This window comes from Kitasatospora sp. NPDC058184, assembly GCF_042883725.1.
Taxonomy (GTDB): Bacteria; Actinomycetota; Actinomycetes; order Streptomycetales; family Streptomycetaceae; genus Kitasatospora.
Map to the genome: position 1 here is coordinate 540,060 of NZ_JBHVVE010000002.1, position 21,488 is coordinate 561,547.

Consider the following 21,488-nt stretch of genomic DNA (forward strand, 5'->3'; position numbering starts at 1 on the left):
GCGGGGGGACATCGCATCGCGGGGACGCCGCGGACTCGAAGCTCGGGACTCAGGAGAGGAGCGACCGTGCGCGGTGGCTCGGTGGCCGTGGTCGGGGGCAGCATCGCCGGGAGCGCCTTCGCCGGCGCGGCCGCCCGGCTCGGCGCGGAACGGGTGGTGGTGCTGGAACGCAGCCCCGGGCACCTGGAGGACCGCGGCGTGGGGCTGTGCACCCACAACGACCGCTTCGACGAACTGGTCCGGGCCGGACACCTCGACGCGGACACCCGCCGCCACCGCCTCACCGTCCGCCGCTGGGTCGCCCGGGGCGCGGCCGGCGAGGGCGACGGGCCGGACGGCTGCGGGCGACTGCTCTGGGCCCAGCCCTTCCCGTTCCACTCGCACCACTGGGGCGTGCTCTGGCAGGCCCTGCGCGAACGGATGCCCGAGCAGGTCGAGTTCCGGCTGGGTGCCACCGTGACGGCCGTCGGCAACAAGCCGGGCGGGGACGAACCGGACGGCGGCGGGTCGGAGGGCCCCCAGGCTGAGCCGGACGGCACCCGGGCCGAGACGGGCGGCGCCTGGGTCGAGACGGACGGCGGCCGCGAGACGTACGACCTGGTGATCGGCGCCGACGGCTACCGCTCGGTGGTCCGCGAGGCCGTCTGCCCGCAGGCCGAGCCCGAGTACGCCGGGTACGTGTGCTGGCGCGGCAGCTACGACGCCGCCCTGCTGGCCGAGCTGCCCGGCGGCGCGGCGCCCTGGCCGGAGGAGCAGTGCATCACCGCCTGCTACCCCGGCGGCCAGGTGGTGATCTACCGCATCCCCGGGGTCGCGCCCGGCCGCACCCAGGTGAACTGGGTCTTCTACGCCCCCACCCCCGCCTGGCTGCGCCTGGACGGCCCGACCAGCATCCCGGCGGGCAGCCTCACCGACCCGCAGGTGGACGAGCTGCGCCGGCTCGCCGAGCGGTACCTGCCGCCGTACTGGGCCGGCCTGGTCACCCTGACCCCGCGCGAACGGACCTTCCTCCAGCCGGTCTACGACCTGGCGGCCCCGGCCCGGACGGCCGGACGGCTGCTGATCGGCGGGGACGCGGCCACCGTGGTGCGCCCGCACAACACCAGCGGCGCGGTGAAGGCGATCCAGGACGCCCACGCCTTCGAGCTGGCCGGGCGGGAGGCCGACTCCTGGGCAGCTCTGCTGGCCGCCTACGACCGCGAACGGACGGCGGCCGGGCGGGAGTTGGTGGAGCTGGGCCGCACCCTGGGCCGGGCCCAGGTCACCGCGGCGCCGGACTGGTCGGGGATGGACGAACCGGCCATGACCGCCTGGTGGCACCACCAGTTCACCGGCGGCGGGGGTTTCGGCGGCCACGCGCTCGGCCGTACCGACTGAGCGCGTGGCCGTGACTGCCGAACCCCGGTCGACCCGCTTCGGGCGAACGGGCGTTGACCGCTACCGACGGACGACGGTCAGACGTTGACGCCGTAGTCGGTCGCGATGCCGCGCAGGCCGGAGGCGTAGCCCTGGCCGATGGCGCGGAACTTCCACTCGTTGCCGTTGCGGTACAGCTCGCCGAAGACCATCGCGGTCTCGGTCGAGGCGTCCTCGGTCAGGTCGTAGCGCGCGATCTCCAGGCCGTTGGCCTGGTTGACGATCCGGATGAACGCGTTGCGCACCTGGCCGAAGTTCTGCAGCCGGGCGTCGGCGTCGTAGATCGACACCGGGAAGACCACCTTGGCCACGTCGGCCGGGACGCGGTCCAGGTCGACCTTGATCTGCTCGTCGTCCCCGTCTCCGCCGCCGGTCAGGTTGTCGCCGCTGTGCTCGACCGAACCCTCGGGGCTGCGGAGGTTGTTGAAGAAGACGAAGTGCTGGTCCGAGACCACCTTGCCCAGCGCGTTGCACAGCAGCGCACTGGCGTCCAGGTCGTAGTCGGCCCCGGTGGTGGTGCGCACGTCCCAGCCGAGACCGACGATCACGGCGCTCAGACCGGGCGCCTCCTTGCTCAGCGAGACGTTGCCGCCCTTGGCCAGCGAAACTCCCACAATGCCCTCCTCTGATCTCTCCCTGTGGACGAATCTACAACACTGTAGAGATCACGAGAATCCGTCTACAGGCGGGCCCACCCCGGGAATTTCTCCGGGTCGCACACGGGAACCGTGCCCGGGAACCGCCGCCGGCCCGGTCAGGGCGTCACCGCACGGCGTCGATCTCGATCCGCAGCGCACCGTTCTCGGCCGCCGCCCTGCGGCCCCAGCCCAGCAGCAGGCCCAGCACCTCGCGCTCGGCGGCCGGGAGCCGGGCCAGGTCCACCTGCTCGATCTCCCGGACCAGCGCGGCCATCGACGGCTGCCGGATCCGGCTGCTGAAGTCGAGGTCCGGCTCGTGGCGGGCGAGGGTGGGCAGGGTCCGCGCACCCAGACGGCGCAGGACGGCCCGCAGGGCGCCGCCGTCGACCCAGGCCTCCAGCCGCCCGGGCTGCGGCGCCGGGCCGGCCCCGCGCCCCGTCCTCACCTTGACCGGCACCCGGTACAGGCCGAGGACGTACTCGTCCTCGGCCACCTCCTCGTCCGGCCCGTACGGCCGCAGGCCGCCCGCTGTGCTCCGCATGCCGAGCACCCTAGCGACCTCCCGCCCTAGACTGGCAGTGGATTTCCCCTCGTCCGATCTTCACCCGTTCCCCCTCGTCGGCTCACCGCCGTCTCCCCTCGTCGCAGGCCCGGTCGCCGGAGGTCCCGATGCGCCAGCGGTACAGCTTCCACCTCGACCAGGGCGGGCACTCGGTGACCGTCAACGTCCGGTCCGGCTGGATCACCGAGACCGAGCTGCTGGTCGACGGCAAGGAGTGCGACTTCCACCGGGTCCACGGGCACGGCGACTATCCGCTGACCCTCACCGCCCAGGTCGCCGAGGAGCCGCCGACCCCGCCGAGGCCGCTCGCGGTGCGGCTGGACCGCACCGGCCGGGCCGAGCACCCGCTCTCCTGCGTCCTGGAGCTGTCCGGCGCCCAGCACCCGATGCCCGAGCGCACGGCGCGCTGATTCCGCCTCATCCGCACGGCCGCGCCCGTCCACGGCTGCCGCGCCAAGGCGTGGAGCCGCAGGAACGGAGCGGACACGTGCCGGTACGGCGCTCAGCCGGGCCGGCCCCGCGCACTGCCGCGCTACCGCGCCTCCGCCACGATCTCCTCGACCGCCTTCCGGGCGCGCTCGGCGTCCTCCGCGACCAGCCCGATCCTGGTGCGGCGGTCGAGCACGTCGGCCGCGTCCAGCGCGCCCTCGTGGCTGACGGCGTAGGCGATCTCGGCGCGGGTCACGTCCAGGCCCTCGGCGATCGGCGTCAACTCCCCGGCTGCCAGCACCTCGTGGGCCGCGCCGCCGTGGCGGGCGAGCAGCGAGGCGGGCACCCGCCCGGCAGTTCCGTCCCCGACGCCTGCCTCCCCGGCGGGCAGCGGGCGGCTGTCCCCGTGACCGGGGGCGCCGACCAGCGGCAGCCGGGCCGTCCAGCAGGCGCGGGCGGGCAGGCCTCGCAGCCGGACGGCGGTTTCCACCGCGTCCTCGGCCATCCGGCGGTAGGTGGTGAGCTTGCCGCCGACCACGGTGATCACCCCGGACGGGCTCTCCAGCACCGCGTGCTCGCGGGAGATGTCGGCGGTGCTGCCGTCCCCGGTGTCGATCAGCGGGCGCAGCCCGGCGTAGGCGCCGATCACGTCCGCCCTGGTCAGGGCGGTGGCGAGGGCGGCGTTGACGGTGTCGAGGAGGAAGGAGCGCTCGGCCTCGGTGGGCTGCGGCTCGTCCGGGATCGGGCCCGGGGCGTCCTCGTCGGTCAGGCCGATCGCGACCCGGCCGAGCTGCTGCGGGAGGGCGAAGACGAAGCGGCTGGTGGAGCCGGGCACCGGCACGGTGAGGGCGGCGGCCGGGTTGCCGAGGGCCTTCGCGTCCACCAGCAGGTGGGTGCCCCGGCTGGGCCGGAGCCGGATCGAGGTGTCCACTTCCCCCGCCCAGACGCCGGTGGCGTTGACCACCGCGCCGGCCCGGACGGTGAGTTCCCGCCCGGTCAGGGTGTCGACCAGCCGGGCCGAGGTGCCGGTGACCTGCTCGGCGCGCACCCTGGTCAGCACGCTGGCACCGTACTGCGCGGCGGTCCGGGCCAGTGCGACCACCAGCCGGGCGTCGTCCACGAGTTGGCCGTCGTGGGCGACCAGCGCGCCGCGCAGCCCGTCCGTCCGCACGCCCGGCACCAGCCGGCGGGTCCGGTCGGCGTCGATCCGGCGCACCCGGGGCAGCAGCGCGCCCGGGGTGCCGGCCGTCAGGCGCAGCGCGTCCCCGGCGTGGAAGCCGGTACGGATCAGCGCGGCCTGGCCGGGGCGCAGCAGGTCCGGGAGCAGCGGCACCAGTTGGGGCAGTGCGCGGATCAGGTGCGGGGCGGTGCGGGTCATCAGCACGCCGCGCTCCACCGCGCTCTCCCAGGCCACCTTGATCCGCCCGGAGGCGAGGTAGCGCAGGCCGCCGTGCACCAGCTTGGAACTCCAGCGGCTCGTCCCGAAGGCGATGTCCCGGGCCTCGACCAGCACCGTGCGCAGGCCGCGCGAGGCCGCGTCCAGGGCCACTCCGGCGCCGGTGACGCCGCCGCCGATGACCAGGAGGTCGATCCGGGCGTCGTCGCCGAGCGCCTCCAGCTCCGCCGCCCTTCGGACGGCGTTGAGCCGGGAGGTCCCGGCGTACGGACCGGTGTACGGGCCCGCGTGCGAACCGGAGGACGGACCGGCGTGCGCGCTGGAGTGCGGACCGGTGTGCGGGCCTGCGGTGGGGGTCATGGCGCGAGGTATCCGTTCAGTGCTCTGGCCAGTTCGCGCCGCCAAGCCGCCTCGGGCAGCAGGGAGGCGACCATACGGTGCGACTGGACGGTGGACTGGGCTGTCAGCAGGACCATGGCGGCCAGTTCGAGCGGCTCGCCCTCCCGGATCGAGCCGTGCGCCTGGCCCTGCTCGATGCCGGTGCGCAGTGCCTCCAGCAGGCCGCGCTGGCTGGCGCCGAGCCGCTCGACGACGTACTCGAGCAGCAGGTCGGAGTCGTCGGAGCGCAGCAGCGCGCCGATCACCGGGTGGTCGCGCAGCCGGACGGCGATCTCCACGGTCCGTTCGACGAAGGCCTCCCGGTCCCGGCCGGTCGGCACGGCGGCCTCCAGGGTGGCCAGGATCTCCCGGGTGAGCAGCGCGCCGATCACCGCCCGGACGTCCGGCCAGCGGCGGTAGACGGTCGGCCGGCTGACCCCGGCACGGCGGGCGATCTCGGCGAGCTGGGTGCGGCGCACGCCGAGATGGACCATCAGGTCGGCGGCGGCGTCCAGGATCGCGTCGTCGGTGCTGCGGGCCCCCGGGACCTGGCCGGTGCCCCCGTGGGTCTGGCCCGGCGTCTCGGGCTCGTCGTTACTACTTGACATGATGTGTGAAACTGTAACGCATGGCACCTGAGACGCAAGCGGGACCGGCCGGCGCCGCACTTCCGCTCCCCCCGATGAAGTGGGACGCCTGGGGCGACCCGGCCCTGGCCAAGGAGCTGTCCGCCGACATCAAGGGACTGCTCGCCGCCGCCCTCGGCGTCACCGGCGACGCCGCCCCCGGGCCGAGCGCCGACGAGGTCGTCCTGCACCCGTCCCGGCTCTCCGCCGAGGACCTCGACGCGCTGGCCGGCGCGGTCGGCAAGGAGCACGTCAGCGCCGCCGACGCCGACCGGCTGCCGCGCGCCGGCGGCAAGTCCACCCCGGACCTGCTGCGCCGCCGCAGCCGCGAGGCGCAGGACGCCCCCGACGCCGTCGTGCTGCCCGGCAGCGAGCAGGAGGTCGCCGCCGTCCTCGCGGTGTGCGCCGAACGCCGCATCGCCGTCGTCCCGTTCGGCGGCGGCACCAGCGTGGTCGGCGGCCTCGACCCCGAGCGCGGCGGCCTCGCCGCCGTCGTCTCCCTCGACCTGCGCCGCTTCGACCGGCTGCTCGACCTGGACGAGACCTCCGGCGAGGCCGTCCTCGGCGCCGGCCTCACCGGCCCGGCCGCGGAGGAGCTGCTCGCCGAGCGCGGCTGGGAGCTCGGCCACTACCCGCAGAGCTTCCGCTACGCCACCATCGGCGGCTTCGCGGCCACCCGCTCCTCCGGCCAGGACTCCGCCGGGTACGGGCGCTTCGACGAGATGGTGCGCGGGCTGCGCGTCGTCACCCCGGCCGGGGTGCTCGACCTCGGCCGCGCCCCCGCCTCCGCCGCCGGCCCCGACCTGCGCCAGCTCTTCCTCGGCTCCGAGGGCACCCTCGGCGTGATCACCGCCGTCCGGCTGCGCGTCCACCCGCTGCCCGCCGTCAAGGCGTACGAGGCGTGGAGCTTCCCCGACTTCGCCACCGGCACGGCCGCGCTGCGCGCCGTCGAGCAGCAGGGCACCGGCCCGACCGTGATCCGGCTCTCCGACGAGGCCGAGACCATGATCAACCTGGCCATGACCGAGCAGATCGGCGGCGCCCCGGCGGTCAGCGGCTGCCTGGCCGTCACCGTCTTCGAGGGCGGCGCCGCCCAGGTCGCCGCCCGACAGCAGCTCACCCGCGACGCCCTGCTCGCCGCCGGCGGCACCTCGCTCGGCGAGGGCCCCGCCCGGGCCTGGGAGCACGGCCGGTTCAGCGCCCCCTACCTGCGCGACTCGCTGCTCGCCGCGGGCGCGCTGTGCGAGACCCTGGAGACCGCGGCCTCCTGGAGCCGGCTGCCGGCCCTGCGGGCCGCCGTCACCGAGGCGCTCACCGGCGCCCTGCCCGGCTCCCTGGTGCTCTGCCACGTCTCGCACGTCTACCCGACCGGCGCCTCGCTCTACTTCACCGTCGTCGCCGCCCTCGGCGAGGACCCGCTCACCCGCTGGGGTACCGCCAAGCGCGCCGCCGGGGACGCCATCCTCCGCGCCGGCGGCACCATCAGCCACCACCACGCCGTCGGCGCCGACCACCGGCCCTGGATGACCGAGGAGATCGGCGACCTCGGCGTGCGCATCCTGCGCGCCGTCAAGGCCGAACTCGACCCGGCGGGCATCCTCAACCCGGGCAAGCTGATCCCGTGAACGACGTGAGAACCGTCCGCAGGGTCGCCGTTCTCACCAACCCGGCGGCGGGCATCGGCCACGCCGAGCCCGCCGCCCACCGGGCCACCGCCCGGCTGCGGGCCCTCGGCGTCGACGTCGAACCGCGGGCCGGGCGCTCCCCCGAGGACGCCGTCCGGCTCGCCCGCGAGGCGGCGGCCGACGGCGTGGACGCGGTGGCCGTGGTCGGCGGCGACGGCATGATCAACCTCGCCCTCCAGGCCCTGGCCGGCACGCCCGTCCCGCTCGGCGTGATACCGGCCGGCACCGGCAACGACCACGCCCGCGAGTACGGCCTGCCGCTCGGCGCCCCCGAGGCCGCCGCCGACGTCATCGCCGCCGGGCGCACCCGCGGCGTCGACCTCGGCCGGATCACCGGCCCGGACGGCGCGGTGCGCTGGTACGGCTCCGTCCTCGCCACCGGCTTCGACTCCCTGGTCAGCGACCGCGCCAACCGGCTGCGCTGGCCGCGCGGCCGGATGCGCTACAACCTCGCCATCGCCGCCGAGTTCGCCAACCTCCGCCCGCTGCCGTTCCGCATCACCCTCGCCGACGGCACCGTCATCGAACGCGACCTCACCCTGGCCGCCGTCGGCAACACCCGCAGCTACGGCGGCGGCATGCTGATGTGCCCCGCCGCCCTGCCCGACGACGGACTGCTCGACCTCACCCTCGTCGACGCCATGCCCCGGCTGCGCATCGCCCGCTTCTTCCCCACGCTCTTCAAGGGCACCCACATCACCTACCCGGAGGTCACCACGCTGCGCACCGAAGCCCTGCGGATCGAGTCCCCCGGCATCACCGCCTACGCCGACGGCGAGTTCATCGCCGCGCTCCCGGTGGACGTCGCGGTGGTACCGGACGCCCTGCGGGTGCTGGTGCCGTGAGGGGCTGACGCCGCCGTCCGGCCGTCGGGGTGCCGCCGGACCGCGGTGCCGGTCTCACCCCGCCAGGCGGCGGCGCCACAGCAGCGGGCGTATCTCGACGGCCTGGGACGGGTCGCCGTTCCAGACCGTTGGCAGACCGGCCTCCGCCAGGGCGGCGACCACCTCCTTCCCGACCGCGGCGGTGGCCGCCGGGGAGCCGTCGAAGCCGCCGTACCGCAGGGACAGGCCGTGGCCGAGGGCGGCGGATTCGGTGCCCTGGGCGTGGAAGTAGACGAAGCCGCGGGCGTCGGCCTCGCCGGCCTCGGCGATCTCGGCGTCGCCGCAGGAGCGGCAGCAGCCGAAGTCCTCCCGGGCCGTGATGCCGCCCGCCTCCAGGGCGGCGAAGGCCCGGGCCAGGCGCTCCGGATCCGTCTCGCCGATCCAGCCGGTCTGCTCGCCGACCCGCTCCAGCCAGAGCCGGTCGGCGAGTTGCTCGGCCTGGGGGCGCGAGAGCGGGCGGCGGTCGCCCGCGACCAGGTGCTCCTCGGCCTGCTCGGCGAGCCGGGCGCGGTCGGTGTAGCCGCAGGCCAGCGTCAGCCGCAGCCGGTCCTCCAACTCCCGCCGCTCGCCCGCCTCCAGGTCGATCGGCGGCACCGGCGCCGGCGCCGGGCCCAGGTCGAGCGGCTGCCAGTCCAGCCCCTCGTCCCAGCCCGCCGCACCGCGCGCCCAGCCCGTCATCGCCGCGACCACCGGCTCGGGCCCGGCCAGCCGCACCTCGAAGTGCCGCTCGGCGGAGCCGTCCCGGTGCTCCAGCGTGTACTCCTCGCCGTCGGCGTGCCACACCTGCACGTACACGTCCGGCAGGTCCGGTATCCGCTCCACGACGAGGAAGCGGTCGTCCGGCGCACCGATGCGCCGGACCATCCCCGCGAGGTCGTCCGCGGACACCCTCAGGTGCCGCGTCTCGTTCGTCTGCACCGTAATCGCCAGCATGACGTCACCGTTGCACACGGCACTGACAATCCCCGTGGCCGATCCCCGGCGGCCGATCCCCGCAACAGATCCGGCGGTTCAGGCCCGCCACGCCCGTACCCGGCCGGCCAGCAGCGCCACGGCCGCCGGCGAACGTCCCGTCAGGCCCCCTGGACGAGGGACTTCAGCTCGCCGACGCTCTCGGTGAGGGTCGGTTCGCCGGAGCCCGGGTCGACGGTGAAGACGCGGTAGCCGGCGTCGGTGGTGACCCGGACCCGGCCGGACCCGGCCCATTCCGCCGCGACGAACTCCCCCTGGCCCCGGAAGCCGCCCGTGTGGAGGGCGAGGACCTCCCAACGGCGGGTCGCCAGGCCGGTGCCGGTCTCCAGCCGGACGAAGTAGCGCCCGTTGTAGCCCTCCGGATCGTCGTGGTGGGCCACCGTCAGGACGTGGTCCGCCCGCTCCGGGGAGGCGGTGCGGCTCACCCCCTGGACCTTCGGTCCGAACATCTGCAGGACGTGGCCGCCACCCGACAGCAGCAGCCCGAACACCGCGAACGCCGACGCCAGCCCGCCGACGACGTCCCACCGGCCGCGGACCACGACCGCGGCCAGCAGCAGGACGGCGGCCAGGCCGAGCATCGCCCACGGCCGGTTCAGGACGTCGGCCGCCACCGCCCGCCCGCCGTTGCCGGACTCCATCCGCCCCACCGCCCACAGCGCCGGCGGCAGCAGCAGCGCGGTGGCGGCCACGATGCCGCCGGCTCTCCCACGGTTCGCCATCGAACCCCCTCCTCGGTTTCCGGGCATCCTGGGGCGCTGCCCGCCCCGGCCCGGCCGAGAGGTTCTCCGGTGCCCCGGTACCGCCGGTCTGCTAGCCTCCTGGAGGCCGTGCGAGAGAACGAGGAGGTGGTACCCGTGAACGTTTCGACATGGGTGCTCTCCTCCGGGGTCACGGTCGGGCGATAGGTCGTCGTCCGGGAGCGCCGTTCCAGTGCACTCCCGAAAGGCACGACCATGCGTTTCACTTCCGAACAGCACCTCGACGGCGGCGTCCTCGAGCGTGGGTTCACCCTCGGCGAGATCCCCGGCATCCTGTGGACGCCCGCATCCGCCTCCCCGTCCGAGCCGGTCCCGCTGGTCCTGCTCGGCCACCCCCCGCTCGGACTGCGCAGGATGCACCCCCGGCTGGTCGCCCGGGCCCGACGCTGCGCGGCGGACGGCTTCGCCGCGGCCACCATCGAGCTCCCCGGCAGCGGGGACCGGCCCCGCTGGGCCGCCCTCGAGCAGGCCCGCGCCGACCTGCGCCGGGCCATGGAGGCCGGCGAGCCGGTCGGCGAGGAGATCGTCGACGCCCTCGTCCTCCCGCTCGTCGACAAGTCCGTCCCGGAATGGCAGGCCGCCCTGGACGCCCTCCTCGCCCTGCCCGGGATCGGCGGCCCGGTCGGGTACTCGGGGGGAGTCATCTCCATCGGCGTCCGGCTGGCGGTGGTCGAGCCGCGCATCGTGGCCGCCGGCCTCTTCGCCGGGAGCCTCGTTCCCCGCGCCGTGTTCGAGGAGGCCCGCCGGGTCACCATTCCGCTGCACGTCCTGCTGCAGTGGGACGACGAGGGCAACGACCGGCAGGCGTCCCTGGACCTGTTCGACGCCTTCGGCTCCCGGGAGAAGACGCTGCACGCCAACATGGGCGGGCACACGGGCGTCCCGCGGTTCGCGGGCGAGGACGCGGCCGGGTTCTTCGCCCGGCACCTGCGCCAGCCGCAGGCCGGTCCCGGTGGACGGTAGGCGGTAGGCCAGTGCCGGCCGGCCGCCGCGATCGAGGAGGGCACGGTCCCTCCTCGATTCGCGGTGCGCCGGCCGGTGGCTCCCGGCCCGGCCACCGGGAAAACCGGGTGACCCGGCGGCAGGGGGTCGGGTAGCGTGCCGGGCATGTCGAGCCCTGAGGCATCCAGGGTGGGGGCTTTCGGTCACGCGCCGTCAGCCCCCTGAAACCCCGGAGATCCTGAACCACCGAGGTCCGAGCGAGCGCCACGCCTGCGCCGCCCGGGGGTTGAGCGTGCGGTGACGAGACGTCCGTCCTCCTCGTTCCCACCGCCCCGCTTCGGAGCCTCTCGATGCCCCTTCCGCTCTATCTGCTCGCCCTGGCCGTGTTCGCCATGGGCACCTCGGAGTTCATGCTCGCCGGGCTGCTGCCCGGACTCGCCGCCGATCTCGGCGTCACCGTCGGTACGGCCGGCGGGCTGACCTCGGCCTTCGCGGTCGGCATGGCGGTCGGCGCACCGCTGATGGCCGGGCTCGCCCGCGGCCGGTCGGGGCGCGGCAGCCTGCTCGGGTTCGTCCTGGTGTTCGCGGCCGCGCACGCCGTCGGGGCGGTGACGACGAGCTTCCCGGTACTGGTGGCCACCCGGGTGGTCGCCGCGCTCGCCAACGCCGGGTTCCTGGCGGTGGCGCTGACCACCGCCGCCGCGCTCGTCCCGGCGGACCGCAAGGGGCGGGCGCTCGCCGTGCTGCTGTCGGGGACGACGGTGGCGACGGTCGCCGGCGTCCCGGGCGGGGCGGTGCTGGGCGCGCTGTTCGGGTGGCGCGCCGCGTTCTGGGCCGTCGCGCTGCTCTGCCTTCCGGCCGCCGTCGGCATCGCCAAGGGCCTTCCGCCCGTTGCCCCGTCGACCGACCGGGCCGCGGCCACGGACCCGGCCCCGGCCCTGCGCGCGGAGCTCGGCGAGCTGCGCCGCCCCCCGCTGCTCCGCGCGATGCTGCTCGCCGCGCTGGTGAACGCGGCGACCTTCGGCGGCTTCACCTTCCTCTCCCCCGTGGTGACCGGCCCGGCCGGGCTGGGCGACCTGTGGGTGCCGGTCGCGCTGGTGCTGTTCGGGGCCGGGTCGTTCGCCGGGGTCACCGTCGCCGGGCGGCTCGCGGACCGGCGCCCCGGCCTGGTCCTCGCCGTCGGCGGCCCGCTGCTGCTGGCGGGCTGGCCCGCCCTGGCCGTCCTGGCGGACGCGCCGGGCGCGCTGCTGCCGCTGGTGTTCCTGCTGGGCGGGCTGTCCTTCGCGGTCGGCGGCACGCTGATCACCCGGGTGCTGTACGAGGCGGCCGGCGCCCCCGCGCTGGCCGGCGCCTACGCGACCGCCGCCCTCAACCTCGGCGCCACGGCCGGCCCGCTGCTGGCCGCCGCCTCCCTCGGCACAGCGGCCGGTGACCTCGGCCCGTTCTACGCGGGCGGCCTGCTGGTCGCCGCCGCACTGCTGGTCGCGGCGGTGCGGCCGCGGCTCGGCTGAGCGCTGCCGGAGCCGATTGCGGGCGGCGGCGGAAGCCGGCCGCCGCCCGCGGCGCGGTGGGCCGCTCCTGGTCCGGCGTGTCGACCGGCACCCGGGCGTGCACGCCGGCCGGCGCCTGTCGATCGCCCGGGCGGCGGGGCCGGGCCCGGCACCCAGGAGACCGGCCCCGACGGTGCATCTCCGCCGCCCACGGCGGCCGGTGGCCCCGTGACGCCCGCCGGGGACCGGCCCTGACATCGGACTCCCCCACCCGCGACGACCCGCGCCGCAGCCCGACGCAGGGTGACTGCCTGCCGGGACCGACCCCCGTACGGCCCCGGCACGCCCCCTCCCCGCTACCCGACCACCCGCAGCACGAGCTTGCCCTGGATGTGCCCCCGCTCCGCCCGGCGGTGCGCGGCGGCGGCCTCCCGCAGCGGGTAGACGCCGTCCACGGCCACCCGGACCCGGCCGTCCGCCAGCAGCAGGGCGAGTTCGGCGAGGTCGCCGCCGCTGGAACGGACCTGCCACAGGCCCTCGTTCAGGGCCACCCCGAGTTCCGCGGCCCGCTCGGGCCGGTACTCGCCGAGGAAGCAGGACACCAGTCGGCCACCGCGCCGCAGGGCGCCCAGCAGGCGGTGGGCCTCGGGGCCGCCGACGGTGTCGACCAGCAGGTCGGCGCCCTGGACGGCCTCGGCGGCCGGGGTGCGGGTGTAGTCCACGAAACGGTCGGCGCCGAGGCCGCGCAGGAACTCCTCGTGCCGCCCGGAGGCGACCGCGACGACCTCCTCCGCCCCGGCCAGGCGCAGGAGTTGGACCGCGAGGTGTCCGATCCCGCCGGCCGCGCCGACCACCACGGCCGATCCGCCCCCGGCGTAGCCGAGGCGCTTGTACAGGAACTGGAAGGCGGTCAGCCCGGCCATCGGGACGGCGGCGGCCTCGACGTGCCCGAGGGCGGCCGGTTTGCGCGCCAGGTCGGCGGCCGACGCGACGACGTACTCGGCGTAGCCGGACGGGCGGCCGGGGAAGCCGAGGAGTCCGAAGACCTCGTCGCCGACGTTCCAGCCGGTGTCGGGGCCGCCGAGTTCCGCGACCACGCCGGAGACGTCGGTGCCGAGGGTCAGCGGCAGCGGCCAGTCGGGCCGCCGTTCGGCCGGGATGGTGGTGAAGCCGCTCCGGATGTACCAGTCGGGCGGGTTGACGCCCACCGCGTGGACGCGGACCAGCACTTCTCCGGTCCCCGGGACGGGCCTCGGCACCTCCTCGTACCGCAGCACCTCGGGTCCGCCGTAGGCGTGCAGCCGGACGGCTTTCATCGTGTTCTCCGTGGCCATGTGCTCTCCCCCAACGCAGGACGGACGGGCTCCGACTAGAATCCGGAGCGCCGCTCCGGAAAGCTAACCGGAGCAGTGCTCCAGTTGTCAACGGCGAGGAACCCCATGCCCCTTGAACCGCAGACGGCGCCCCGCGCCGACGCCCAGCGCAACCGCGACCGGATCCTGGCCGAGGCGGCCGCCCTGATGGCCGACGAGGGCACCCAGGCCTCCCTGCGGGACGTCGCCCGCCGCGCCGGGGTCGGCCTCGGCACGCTCTACCGGCACTTCCCCACCCGCGAGGACCTGCTGGCGGCCCTGCTCGGCCGGCGCTTCGAACTCCTCACCGCCCGCGCCGACACCCTCGCCGCCGCCGAACCGGCCGGCCCCGCCCTGACCACCTGGCTCCACGAGTTCCTCGACGCCGCCGCCTACCGGGGCCTGCCCGCCACCCTGATGGCCACCCTGCAGGACCCGGAGTCCGCCCTGCACGCGAGCTGCCTGCGGATGCGCCAGGCGGGCGGGCGGCTGCTCGCCGCCGCCCAGCAGGAGGGACTGATCCGCCCGGACGTCACGGCGCTCGACGTCTTCGTCCTCGTCAACGCCCTGAGCTGGACCGCCGACCAGGGGCCTACCCTCGCCGAGCGCCGCGACCACCTCTTCGGGCTGGTCATGGACGGCCTGCGGCCCCGCTGACCCCACCGGCGCCGAAGGCCGCGCCGAACTCGCCGTCCCCCGGCCCCGGTTCACACCCCCGGGGTCGCCGCCACCCGCCCGTCGGCGATCGCCGCGACCAGCTCGCCGTGGTCGGCCGCCGTCCGGTCGGCGTAGCGCAGCGCGAAGTCGGCGACCGCCTCGGCGAAGGTGTCGGCGCTGCCGAGGTAGCCGGCGATGGCGAGGCGGTCGCCGGTGCGGGCGTGGGCGCGGGCGAGGGTGCGGCCGCAGAGGTCGGCGTAGGCGCGCAGGCCGGAGGGCCGGAAGTCGGCGATGTCCGCCGAGCCCTTCATGTCGCGCAGTTGGCGGCCGTAGAAGTGGCGCCCGGCGGGGCCGGTGGTCCAGCCGAGGAAGATGTCGCTGGCGGCCTGCATCAGGTGCTGGCCGGTGACGACCCGGCGGCCGCCGTGGTGGGCGAGCACCTCGGCGTCCGCCCGCAGCGGCGGCAGGTGGTCCTCCAGCACCGACCGGCCGGCCTCCTTGAGCTGGAGGAACAGCGGGTCGTGCCCGTTCCCGCCCTCCAGCAGCACGATGTAGCAACGGGTGCCGACGCTGCCCACCCCGACTACCTTGGTGGCCGCCTCGACGAACCGGTAGCGGTCCAGCAGCACCCGGCGGTCCTCCGCGAGGGTGGCCCGGTAGTCGCTGAACACCTTGCCGACGCCGCGCAGTTCGGACTTCCTCAGTGGTTCGATCAGCGGCGGCGCGCTGATGATCCGGCGCCGCCCGTCGCGTTCCTCGGTGAGCTTGCCGAAGGCCTGGAGGCTGGTGCGGCGCCGGGCGCGCGCGAACTCGGCCTCGGCCCGCCTGCGCTGCCGGGGCTTGGCGAGCAGCGGCAGCAGCTGCGCGGTGTCCACCCGGGCGTACCAGACGTCGAGTTCGCCCCGGCCCGCCAGCCGCCGCATCGCGGTCGCGTACCCCTGGGCGGCGGCGAGCGCGGCCCGGCGCGCCCGCCGATCGTCCTGGCCGTTGTCGCGGGCGGCGACGGCGACGCTGGCGGCGAGCCGTTTGACGTCCCACTCGAAGGGGCCGGGGAAGGTCTCGTCGAAGTCGTTGACGTCGAAGAGCAGCGCGCGCTCCGGCGAGGCGTACAGGCCGAAGTTCAACAGGTGGGCGTCGCCGCAGAGTTGGACGGTGAGTCCGGTGTCGGGGAGGGCGCCGAGGTCGGCGGCCAGGACGGCGGCGGCGCCGCGCAGGTAGGCGAACGGGCTCTCCGCCATCCGCCCGTGGCGGATCGGCAGCAGCCGGGCGACCCGGTCCGCGCCCTGCCGTTCCAGCACGCCGAGCGGGTCGGGCCGGTCGGCGGCGGGGATCCACCGGCCGTGGGCGGAGCGGGAGACCCGCTCCCGGGCGGCCCGGCCGCGCCGGCGGCGTTCGGCGGGGGTGGTCATGGCGCGGCTCCGGGCGTCGGCGGGTCCCCTCCTCCCCGCGAGGCTAGGACACGGGTGCCGGAGGGCGCAGCGCGCGCCCTCCGGCGGTCGGCCGTCCGGGTGAACCCCGGCGGCTCAGCGCACCGTGAAGTCCGCCATCATCGCCATGTCCTCGTGCTCCAGGTTGTGGCAGTGCAGCATGTACGCCCCCGCGTAGTCGGTGAAGCGCACCAGCACCTCCACCGCCTCGGCCGGGCGCAGGTCCACGGTGTCCTTCCATCCCGCGTCGTACGGGCCCGGGTCGGCGCCGTTGCGGCCGATCACCTGGAAGTGGTCGAGGTGGACGTGCACCGGGTGGTGCAGGTCGGTGGAGAAGCGCCAGAGCTCGACCGTGCCGAGGGCGGGCGTGGCGATGGACTCCCCCGGCTTGTACGGGCGGCCGTTGATGGTCCAGCCGTCGCCGCGGCTGCGCCGGAAGGTGAAGTCGCGGGTGGCGACGGCGGCGGCGGCGTCCAGGGCCTCGACGGCGGCGAGCCGGTCGGGCACCGTCGCGTCGTCGGCCGGCTGCTTCGCGGTGACGTCGAAGCGCATCACCTCGGCCGTCCGGCCGCTGCCGAAGCGGTTGACCAGCCGGACCTGGGTGCCGGGCTGGTAGCGGGAGAAGTCGACCACGACGTCGAAGCGTTCGGCGGGCGCAATCTCGATGCCGTCGTGGCGGACCGGGGCGGCGAGCAGGCCGCCGTCGGAGCCGATCTGGACCAGGGCGTCGCCGCCGGGCGGCTGCGGGTCGAGTTCGAGCCGGTAGAGCCGGGCGTTGGAGGCGTTGAGCAGCCGCAGCCGGTAGCGGACCCGGTCGACGTCCAGCCGGGGCCACGGCGCGCCGTTGACCAGGATGACGTCGCCGAGCACGCCGTTGGCGTAGGCGTCGGTGACACCCGGCTCGGCGAGCTTGGGGTCGACGGCGGGGTAGCGGAAGGAGCCGTCGGCGGCGAAGGAGCGGTCGGTGATCATCAGCGGCAGGTCCCGCTCGCCGCGCGGCAGCGGCAGCGCGTCCTCCTCGTCGTCGTGCACGAGGTGGAAGCCGGCCAGTCCGCGCCAGACGCCGGGGCCGGTGAAGCCCATCCGGTGGTCGTGGTACCAGAGGGTGGCGGCGCGCTGCTTGCCCGGATAGGTGTAGCTGCGCTCGCCGACGGCGGTGCGGGCGGCGGCGTGGTCCGCCCCGGCCATCCCGGCCATCCCCGCCATGCCGGCCATCCCGGCCATGCCGCCCGCCTGCTGGGCGGCGTCCGGCGAGGACCCCACCGGCAGCAGCAGGTCCACCGGGTAGCCGTCGCTGTCCGCCGGGGTGTGCCCGCCGTGCAGGTGGGTCACCGAGGGCACCGGCAGCTCGTTGCGGTGCTTGACCACCGCTGTCCGCCCGGAGCGGGTGACCACGGTCGGCCCGGGGAAGCCGCCGCCGTACGTCCAGGCCTCGGTCCGCACCCCGGGCAGGATCTCCAGCCGGGCGACCTGCTGGGTGATCTCGTAGTGGTCGGCGGTCGCGTCGGTGCGCACCGGTTGCAGCACGGTCGGCACCGGCAGCGCGGCCCGGAAGGCCTCCGGCAGGTCGAGTTCGCTGCTCAGCAGCTGCCCGGGGCGGCCCTCGGCGAGCAGCCGGGCGACGGAGGGGCCGGCCACGGAGACCAGGGCGCCCGCGCCGAGCACGGAGGCGCCGACGCGCAGGAACCGGCGCCGGTTCACTTGACCACCTCGACCGGTCCGCCGGGGCGCGGCAGCCGCCCGGTGCCGTCCGGACCGCCGACGACCCGCGCCTCCCGGGCCGGCAGCGGCAGCCGCCAGGCGCCGACCAGGCCGAACAGCACGCCGCTGACCAGCAGCACGCCGAGCGTGACGTGCACGCCGAGCGCCCGGGCGTAGCCGGCGGTGATCTGGCCGATGACGGCGACGGTGAGCAGGGCGGTGGTCCACAGCGGCCAGAGCGGGCCCCGTCCGGGCCACCGGACGGCGACGGCCACCGCGAGCTGGAGCACCACCACGGTGGCCAGCATCATCGCGTTGCCCTCGTGGTCCTTCAGGGAGTCGTAGGTGCCGTTCAGGAAGCTGCCGGCCAGCATGACCTGGAGCAGTGCCAGCAGGGCGAGCAGGGTGGTGGAGGTACGCAGCAGGATCAGCGGCCAGCGGGGCGCGGGGGCGGCAGGAGGACTGCTCATGGTCGGGCTACTCTCTGCGTCGACGGTCTGGCGGGGCGGGCGCGAGCGTAACTGATGCGACGTCACGATCAGCTCTTGAAAAGGTCATCGGACCGTCATGTGGTCCCCATGACCGCCCGCTCGGGGCCGTCGTTCTCACCCGAAGGAAGGGGGTGCCCTTGAGTCGTCCTCAAGAGCACCCCCTTCCTCGCCTCCCGCGGGCCCGCTACTGGCGCGCCGCGCCCAGCCCCGCCGGCCGGGTCCGCAGCAGCGCCCGGACCGGCACCCCGGTCGCCGCGAGGCAGAGCAGCACGGCTCCGGCGGCCAGCGGCAGGGCCAGCATCGGCGGGACGTACGGGGCGGAGTTGGCCACGCCCCGGGCGACCGGCACCAGGGTGACCGCGGCGATCACCGCGCCGACCGCCAGCCCGGTCGAGGCCACCAGCAGCGCCTCCCAGCGCATCATGCCGCGCACCTGGCGCCGGGTGGTGCCGGCCAGCCGCAGCAGCGCGACCTCGCGGCGCCGGTCCAGCACCGTCATCACCAGGGTGTTGGCGGCGCTGACGGCGGCGAACCCGCCGAGCACGGCGGCCATCACGGTGTTGGCCCAGCCGTTGACCTCCATCGCCTTGTCGGACTGGGCGACGAACCCGGCCCGGTCGGTCACCGCGGCCCCGGCCAGCCCGCCCAGCCCGGCGGCCACCGCCGCCCGGTCGGCGCCCGGCGCGTCGGCGACCAGCACCTGGCTGTCGTACCCGGCGGTGACGTGCGCGGCCACCGCGGCCCGGGGCAGCAGCGCCTGGCCGACGCCGAGCCCGCGGTCGTACACCGCGACCACGGCGGGCCGGACGGCGGTGCCGTCGCCGAGCCAGAGCGGGACCCGGTCGCCGACCTCGGCGCCGAACGCCTCGGCCAGGGTGGAGCTCAGCGCCACGGTGTCGGGGGCGCGGCCGAGGTCGGCGAGCGCACCGCTGCGCACGCCCAGGTCGAGCACCTTCGGCAGCCGGGCCGGGTCGCCGTCGACGCCGAGCACGGGGGCGGAGCTCAGCTGGTCGCCGTTCCGGTAGACGACGCCGGTGCGCAGCACGCCGACGGCGGTGTCCACGCCCGGCACCCGGCCCGCCCGCTCGGCCGTCCCGGCGGGCAGGCCGGGGCCGGTGGCGCCGACCACGTGGTCGGCGGTGACGCCGGCCCGGACGTTCTCGCCGCTGGTGTGGCGCACGGTGCTCTGGATGATCAGCAAGGTGCCGCAGAAGGCGGTGACCAGGACGATCGGGGTGATCGCGGAGGCCAGGCGGCGGGCGTTGGCGCGGGTGTTGTCGGCGGCCAGCGAGCCGGGCGCGCCGCCGGCCCGCAGCGGAGCGCCGAGCACCGCGGCGGCGACCCGGGCCAGCCAGGGGCCGAGCAGGGCGACGGCCATCATGAAGCACATCACCACGCCGAGCGCGGTCTGGGCGGCCTTGGCGCCGTCCAGGGAGGTGGCGATGGCCGCGGCCGCGATGCCGCCGGCGGCGAAGACCAGTCCGAGGACGGTGCGCACCGCGCCCGGGCGGGGCGCTTCGACGGCGGCCTCGCCGAGCGCCTGGGCGGCCCGCATCCGGGACGGCCGGCGGGCGGCCAGGAACCCGGCGGTCAGCGCGGCGAGGGTGCAGGCGAGGACGGCGGCGAGCATCGGCAGCGGGCCGACGTCCAGGCGGACGTCCGCGGGGACGGCGCCGCGCTCGACCAGCTGGTCGAACCACCAGCGGGCGAGGGCGATTCCGGGCAGGATGCCGAGCGCCGCGGCGAGCGGCGCGACCAGCATCGCCTCGGCGGCGATGGTGCGGCGGATCTGGCGCGGGGTGGCGCCGATGGCGCGGAGCAGGGCGAACTCGCGGGCGCGCTGGCCGGTGGCGAGGGCGACGGTGCTCATCACCACGAAGACCGCGGTCATGGTGGCGTAGCCGCCGAAGCTGCCGCCGAGGGCCATCAGCAGGGTGCGGGCTCCGCCGAGGTCGGGGTGCTCGACGGCGCCCCGGTCGTCCCCGGTGAGGACCTTGACGGCACCGGCTCCGGCACCGGCTCCGGCACCGGCGTCGCCGCCGACGGCCTGGCGGACCTGGGCGGCGAGCGCGGCGGTGGTCACGCCCGCGCGGGGCTGGACGGCGATGGCGTCGATCCGGCCGGGGTGGCCGGAGAGGCGGTCAGCGGTGGCGTCGGCGAACCAGGCGGTGGGGCCGGCCTGTTGGGCGGCGGCCAGGCCGGAGACCCGGTAGTCCGCGGTGCCGCCGGGCGCGGTGAGCGTGAGGTTCGCGCCGGGCGCGATGTGGGCGGCGCGCGCCGTGTCGGCGTCCAGCACGACCTCGTTCGCGCCGGGGGCCCGGCCCTCGACCAGGGTGTCGCCCGGCCCGGCGATGCCGAGCGCGGCGAAGCCCCGGCCGGTCAGGGCCGGCGCCCGGCCGGAGGCGGGCAGCGGGAAGGCGGTGTCCGGGCGGGCCGCCGCGACCCCGGGCAACGCGGCCAGTCGGCCGGCCAGTGCGGCGTCCGTCCGGGCCCGCTCCGGGGTGGCCTCCTCCGTCGTCTCGGTGTCCGTGCCGACCTTCCGCTGGATCTTCACCGCCTGGTCGGCCGCGACCACCACCGGGGTGTCCGCGTACCGGGCCGGCTTGAGGCTCGCGGTCAGACCGGTCTGCAGCAGCACGCCGCAGGCCACCACCACGGCGGCGCCCAGCAGCAGGGCGACCAGGGTGCCCGCGAAGGACGCGGGCCGGAAGCGCACCGAGGAGCGCGCGAGTCCGTTCGTCATGCCGCGGCTCCCACCGGGCGGGCGGTCAGCGCGACCATCCGGTCCGCGACGGTCTGCGGGCTCGGGTGCGGCAGGTCGTCGACGATCGCGCCACCGGCCAGGAACAGCACCCGGTCGGCGAAGGAGGCCGCCACCGGGTCGTGGGTCACCATCACCACCGTCGCGCCGAGCGAGTCCACGGCCTGCCGCAGCAGGGCCAGCACCTCGTGCGCGGTGCGGGTGTCCAGCGCGCCGGTCGGCTCGTCGGCGAACACCACGTCCGGGCGGGTGATCAGCGCGCGGGCGATCGCCACCCGCTGCTGCTGGCCGCCGGAGAGCTGGCCGGGCCGCCGCTTGGCGTGCTCGCCCAGGCCCACCCGGGCCAGCAGCTCCCGTGCCCGGGCCCGGTCCTGGCGCTCCCCGGCGAGGCGCTGCGGGAGCAGCACGTTCTGCTCGACGGTCAGCGAGGGCAGCAGGTTGAAGGCCTGGAAGACGAAGCCGATCCGGCTGCGGCGCAGCTTGGTCAGCCGGTTCTCGCTCAGCGCGGTGATGTCCTCGCCGCCGAGCCGGACCTGCCCGGAGTCCGGGCGGTCCAGGCCCGCCGCGCACTGGAGGAAGGTGGACTTGCCGGAGCCGGACGGGCCCATCACCGCGGTGAAGCTGCCGTGGGCGAGCGCCAGGTCGACCCCGCGCAGCGCGTGCACCGTCGCCTCGCCGCGGCCGTAGGTGCGGCGCACCCCGCGCAGCTCGATCGCGGGGGCCGCCTGCGGGGCCGGGGCGTACCCGCCGTGACCGTCGGCGCCGTAGCCCTCGCGGCCGTATCCGTCGGGGCCGTACCCCTCGGCAGCGTGGCCGCCGGGGCCGTACTGATCCGTCCCGAACTCGTCGGTCCTGCGGCGGTCTTGGCGGCGTGCCATGGGTGGGCCTTCCTTCGGTTCTGCGTCGCTCGTCGTCAACGT

Annotated in this window: 19 protein-coding genes; 7 read left to right on the forward strand and 12 right to left on the reverse strand. The window is 76.1% G+C overall.

What is annotated here, in order from left to right:
- The first annotated feature begins 66 nt into the window (after positions 1 to 66).
- Positions 67 to 1,377 carry an FAD-dependent monooxygenase gene (locus ACFVXH_RS05605; RefSeq protein WP_387820394.1) on the forward strand — a complete coding sequence of 437 codons (1,311 nt, stop codon included), beginning with the start codon at positions 67 to 69 and terminating at the stop codon, positions 1,375 to 1,377.
- A 77-nt stretch (positions 1,378 to 1,454) separates the two neighbouring features.
- On the opposite strand, the gene ACFVXH_RS05610 is transcribed toward ACFVXH_RS05605, so the two are convergent.
- Together ACFVXH_RS05610 and ACFVXH_RS05615 are read right to left on the reverse strand one after the other, a co-directional pair.
- A complete protein-coding gene (locus ACFVXH_RS05610; protein ID WP_049650185.1) occupies positions 1,455 to 2,030 on the reverse strand; it encodes a TerD family protein in 576 nt (191 codons plus the stop codon).
- Between the two features lie 148 nt (positions 2,031 to 2,178).
- The gene (locus ACFVXH_RS05615) at positions 2,179 to 2,595 is read right to left on the reverse strand and encodes a hypothetical protein (RefSeq protein ID WP_387820397.1); all 417 of its coding nucleotides are present in this window, start codon (positions 2,593 to 2,595) and stop codon (positions 2,179 to 2,181) included.
- 128 nt (positions 2,596 to 2,723) lie between these two features.
- Between ACFVXH_RS05615 and ACFVXH_RS05620 the strand changes: the two genes are divergently transcribed.
- The gene (locus ACFVXH_RS05620) at positions 2,724 to 3,026 is read left to right on the forward strand and encodes a hypothetical protein (protein ID WP_049650183.1); all 303 of its coding nucleotides are present in this window, start codon (positions 2,724 to 2,726) and stop codon (positions 3,024 to 3,026) included.
- Between the two features lie 122 nt (positions 3,027 to 3,148).
- On the opposite strand, the gene ACFVXH_RS05625 is transcribed toward ACFVXH_RS05620, so the two are convergent.
- Entirely contained in the window at positions 3,149 to 4,801 is a 1,653-nt protein-coding gene (locus ACFVXH_RS05625) for a glycerol-3-phosphate dehydrogenase/oxidase (RefSeq protein WP_387820399.1), read from the reverse strand.
- Positions 4,798 to 5,427 (reverse strand): TetR/AcrR family transcriptional regulator, encoded by a 630-nt coding sequence (locus tag ACFVXH_RS05630; protein WP_079272406.1) that lies wholly within the window; start codon positions 5,425 to 5,427, stop codon positions 4,798 to 4,800. The genes ACFVXH_RS05625 and ACFVXH_RS05630 overlap by 4 nt, the downstream gene beginning before the upstream one ends.
- Before the next feature lie 74 nt (positions 5,428 to 5,501).
- On the opposite strand from ACFVXH_RS05630, the gene ACFVXH_RS05635 reads away from it, so the two are divergent.
- The gene (locus ACFVXH_RS05635) at positions 5,502 to 7,070 is read left to right on the forward strand and encodes an FAD-binding oxidoreductase (protein WP_387820402.1); all 1,569 of its coding nucleotides are present in this window, start codon (positions 5,502 to 5,504) and stop codon (positions 7,068 to 7,070) included.
- Positions 7,067 to 7,975: a diacylglycerol kinase gene (locus ACFVXH_RS05640; protein ID WP_198959428.1), complete on the forward strand. Its 909-nt coding sequence runs from the start codon at positions 7,067 to 7,069 to the stop codon at positions 7,973 to 7,975. Before ACFVXH_RS05635 ends, ACFVXH_RS05640 begins: the two co-directional genes overlap by 4 nt.
- A gap of 54 nt (positions 7,976 to 8,029) precedes the next feature.
- On the opposite strand, the gene ACFVXH_RS05645 is transcribed toward ACFVXH_RS05640, so the two are convergent.
- Positions 8,030 to 8,947 carry a DUF6891 domain-containing protein gene (locus tag ACFVXH_RS05645; protein ID WP_387820404.1) on the reverse strand — a complete coding sequence of 306 codons (918 nt, stop codon included), beginning with the start codon at positions 8,945 to 8,947 and terminating at the stop codon, positions 8,030 to 8,032.
- Positions 8,948 to 9,087: 140 nt separating this feature from the next.
- Positions 9,088 to 9,708 (reverse strand): hypothetical protein, encoded by a 621-nt coding sequence (locus ACFVXH_RS05650; protein WP_387820406.1) that lies wholly within the window; start codon positions 9,706 to 9,708, stop codon positions 9,088 to 9,090.
- Between the two features lie 234 nt (positions 9,709 to 9,942).
- On the opposite strand from ACFVXH_RS05650, the gene ACFVXH_RS05655 reads away from it, so the two are divergent.
- Together ACFVXH_RS05655 and ACFVXH_RS05660 are read left to right on the forward strand one after the other, a co-directional pair.
- Positions 9,943 to 10,710 carry a hypothetical protein gene (locus ACFVXH_RS05655; RefSeq protein ID WP_049658618.1) on the forward strand — a complete coding sequence of 256 codons (768 nt, stop codon included), beginning with the start codon at positions 9,943 to 9,945 and terminating at the stop codon, positions 10,708 to 10,710.
- Positions 10,711 to 11,039: 329 nt separating this feature from the next.
- Positions 11,040 to 12,200, forward strand: coding sequence for a Cmx/CmrA family chloramphenicol efflux MFS transporter (locus ACFVXH_RS05660; protein ID WP_387820408.1), 1,161 nt, complete (start codon positions 11,040 to 11,042; stop codon positions 12,198 to 12,200).
- Positions 12,201 to 12,535: 335 nt separating this feature from the next.
- Here the strand turns inward: ACFVXH_RS05660 and ACFVXH_RS05665 are convergent, their stop codons facing one another.
- Positions 12,536 to 13,513 (reverse strand): NADP-dependent oxidoreductase, encoded by a 978-nt coding sequence (locus tag ACFVXH_RS05665; RefSeq protein ID WP_387820410.1) that lies wholly within the window; start codon positions 13,511 to 13,513, stop codon positions 12,536 to 12,538.
- A 105-nt stretch (positions 13,514 to 13,618) separates the two neighbouring features.
- Between ACFVXH_RS05665 and ACFVXH_RS05670 the strand changes: the two genes are divergently transcribed.
- A complete protein-coding gene (locus tag ACFVXH_RS05670; RefSeq protein WP_375874527.1) occupies positions 13,619 to 14,188 on the forward strand; it encodes a TetR/AcrR family transcriptional regulator in 570 nt (189 codons plus the stop codon).
- 50 nt (positions 14,189 to 14,238) lie between these two features.
- Here ACFVXH_RS05670 and ACFVXH_RS05675 read toward each other — a convergent pair whose 3' ends face one another.
- The 5 genes from ACFVXH_RS05675 to ACFVXH_RS05695 form a co-directional block, all read right to left on the reverse strand.
- Complete coding sequence (locus tag ACFVXH_RS05675) at positions 14,239 to 15,597, reverse strand: DUF2252 domain-containing protein (protein ID WP_387820412.1); 1,359 nt, start codon at positions 15,595 to 15,597, stop codon at positions 14,239 to 14,241.
- A gap of 114 nt (positions 15,598 to 15,711) precedes the next feature.
- On the reverse strand, positions 15,712 to 17,316 hold the full coding sequence (locus tag ACFVXH_RS05680) for a multicopper oxidase family protein (RefSeq protein ID WP_387820414.1): 1,605 nt from the start codon (positions 17,314 to 17,316) through the stop codon (positions 15,712 to 15,714).
- Positions 17,313 to 17,786, reverse strand: coding sequence for a hypothetical protein (locus tag ACFVXH_RS05685; RefSeq protein ID WP_049658344.1), 474 nt, complete (start codon positions 17,784 to 17,786; stop codon positions 17,313 to 17,315). The genes ACFVXH_RS05680 and ACFVXH_RS05685 overlap by 4 nt, the downstream gene beginning before the upstream one ends.
- A gap of 205 nt (positions 17,787 to 17,991) precedes the next feature.
- On the reverse strand, positions 17,992 to 20,550 hold the full coding sequence (locus ACFVXH_RS05690) for an FtsX-like permease family protein (protein ID WP_387820416.1): 2,559 nt from the start codon (positions 20,548 to 20,550) through the stop codon (positions 17,992 to 17,994).
- A complete protein-coding gene (locus ACFVXH_RS05695; RefSeq protein WP_079272403.1) occupies positions 20,547 to 21,446 on the reverse strand; it encodes an ABC transporter ATP-binding protein in 900 nt (299 codons plus the stop codon). Before ACFVXH_RS05695 ends, ACFVXH_RS05690 begins: the two co-directional genes overlap by 4 nt.
- Positions 21,447 to 21,488: the final 42 nt, after the last annotated feature.

What these genes read in the sequence shown, in the direction of transcription:
- ACFVXH_RS05615 (WP_387820397.1), bottom strand. Translation starts at nt 2,595, where the DNA reads ATGCGGAGCACAGCGGGCGGCCTGCGGCCGTACGGGCCGGACGAGGAG.
- ACFVXH_RS05620 (WP_049650183.1), top strand. Translation starts at nt 2,724, where the DNA reads ATGCGCCAGCGGTACAGCTTCCACCTCGACCAGGGCGGGCACTCGGTG.
- ACFVXH_RS05625 (WP_387820399.1), bottom strand. Translation starts at nt 4,801, where the DNA reads ATGACCCCCACCGCAGGCCCGCACACCGGTCCGCACTCCAGCGCGCAC.
- ACFVXH_RS05630 (WP_079272406.1), bottom strand. Translation starts at nt 5,427, where the DNA reads ATGTCAAGTAGTAACGACGAGCCCGAGACGCCGGGCCAGACCCACGGG.
- ACFVXH_RS05635 (WP_387820402.1), top strand. Translation starts at nt 5,502, where the DNA reads ATGAAGTGGGACGCCTGGGGCGACCCGGCCCTGGCCAAGGAGCTGTCC.
- ACFVXH_RS05645 (WP_387820404.1), bottom strand. Translation starts at nt 8,947, where the DNA reads ATGCTGGCGATTACGGTGCAGACGAACGAGACGCGGCACCTGAGGGTG.
- ACFVXH_RS05650 (WP_387820406.1), bottom strand. Translation starts at nt 9,708, where the DNA reads ATGGCGAACCGTGGGAGAGCCGGCGGCATCGTGGCCGCCACCGCGCTG.
- ACFVXH_RS05655 (WP_049658618.1), top strand. Translation starts at nt 9,943, where the DNA reads ATGCGTTTCACTTCCGAACAGCACCTCGACGGCGGCGTCCTCGAGCGT.
- ACFVXH_RS05660 (WP_387820408.1), top strand. Translation starts at nt 11,040, where the DNA reads ATGCCCCTTCCGCTCTATCTGCTCGCCCTGGCCGTGTTCGCCATGGGC.
- ACFVXH_RS05665 (WP_387820410.1), bottom strand. Translation starts at nt 13,513, where the DNA reads ATGGCCACGGAGAACACGATGAAAGCCGTCCGGCTGCACGCCTACGGC.
- ACFVXH_RS05670 (WP_375874527.1), top strand. Translation starts at nt 13,619, where the DNA reads ATGCCCCTTGAACCGCAGACGGCGCCCCGCGCCGACGCCCAGCGCAAC.
- ACFVXH_RS05675 (WP_387820412.1), bottom strand. Translation starts at nt 15,597, where the DNA reads ATGACCACCCCCGCCGAACGCCGCCGGCGCGGCCGGGCCGCCCGGGAG.
- ACFVXH_RS05685 (WP_049658344.1), bottom strand. Translation starts at nt 17,786, where the DNA reads ATGAGCAGTCCTCCTGCCGCCCCCGCGCCCCGCTGGCCGCTGATCCTG.
- ACFVXH_RS05690 (WP_387820416.1), bottom strand. Translation starts at nt 20,550, where the DNA reads ATGACGAACGGACTCGCGCGCTCCTCGGTGCGCTTCCGGCCCGCGTCC.
- ACFVXH_RS05695 (WP_079272403.1), bottom strand. Translation starts at nt 21,446, where the DNA reads ATGGCACGCCGCCAAGACCGCCGCAGGACCGACGAGTTCGGGACGGAT.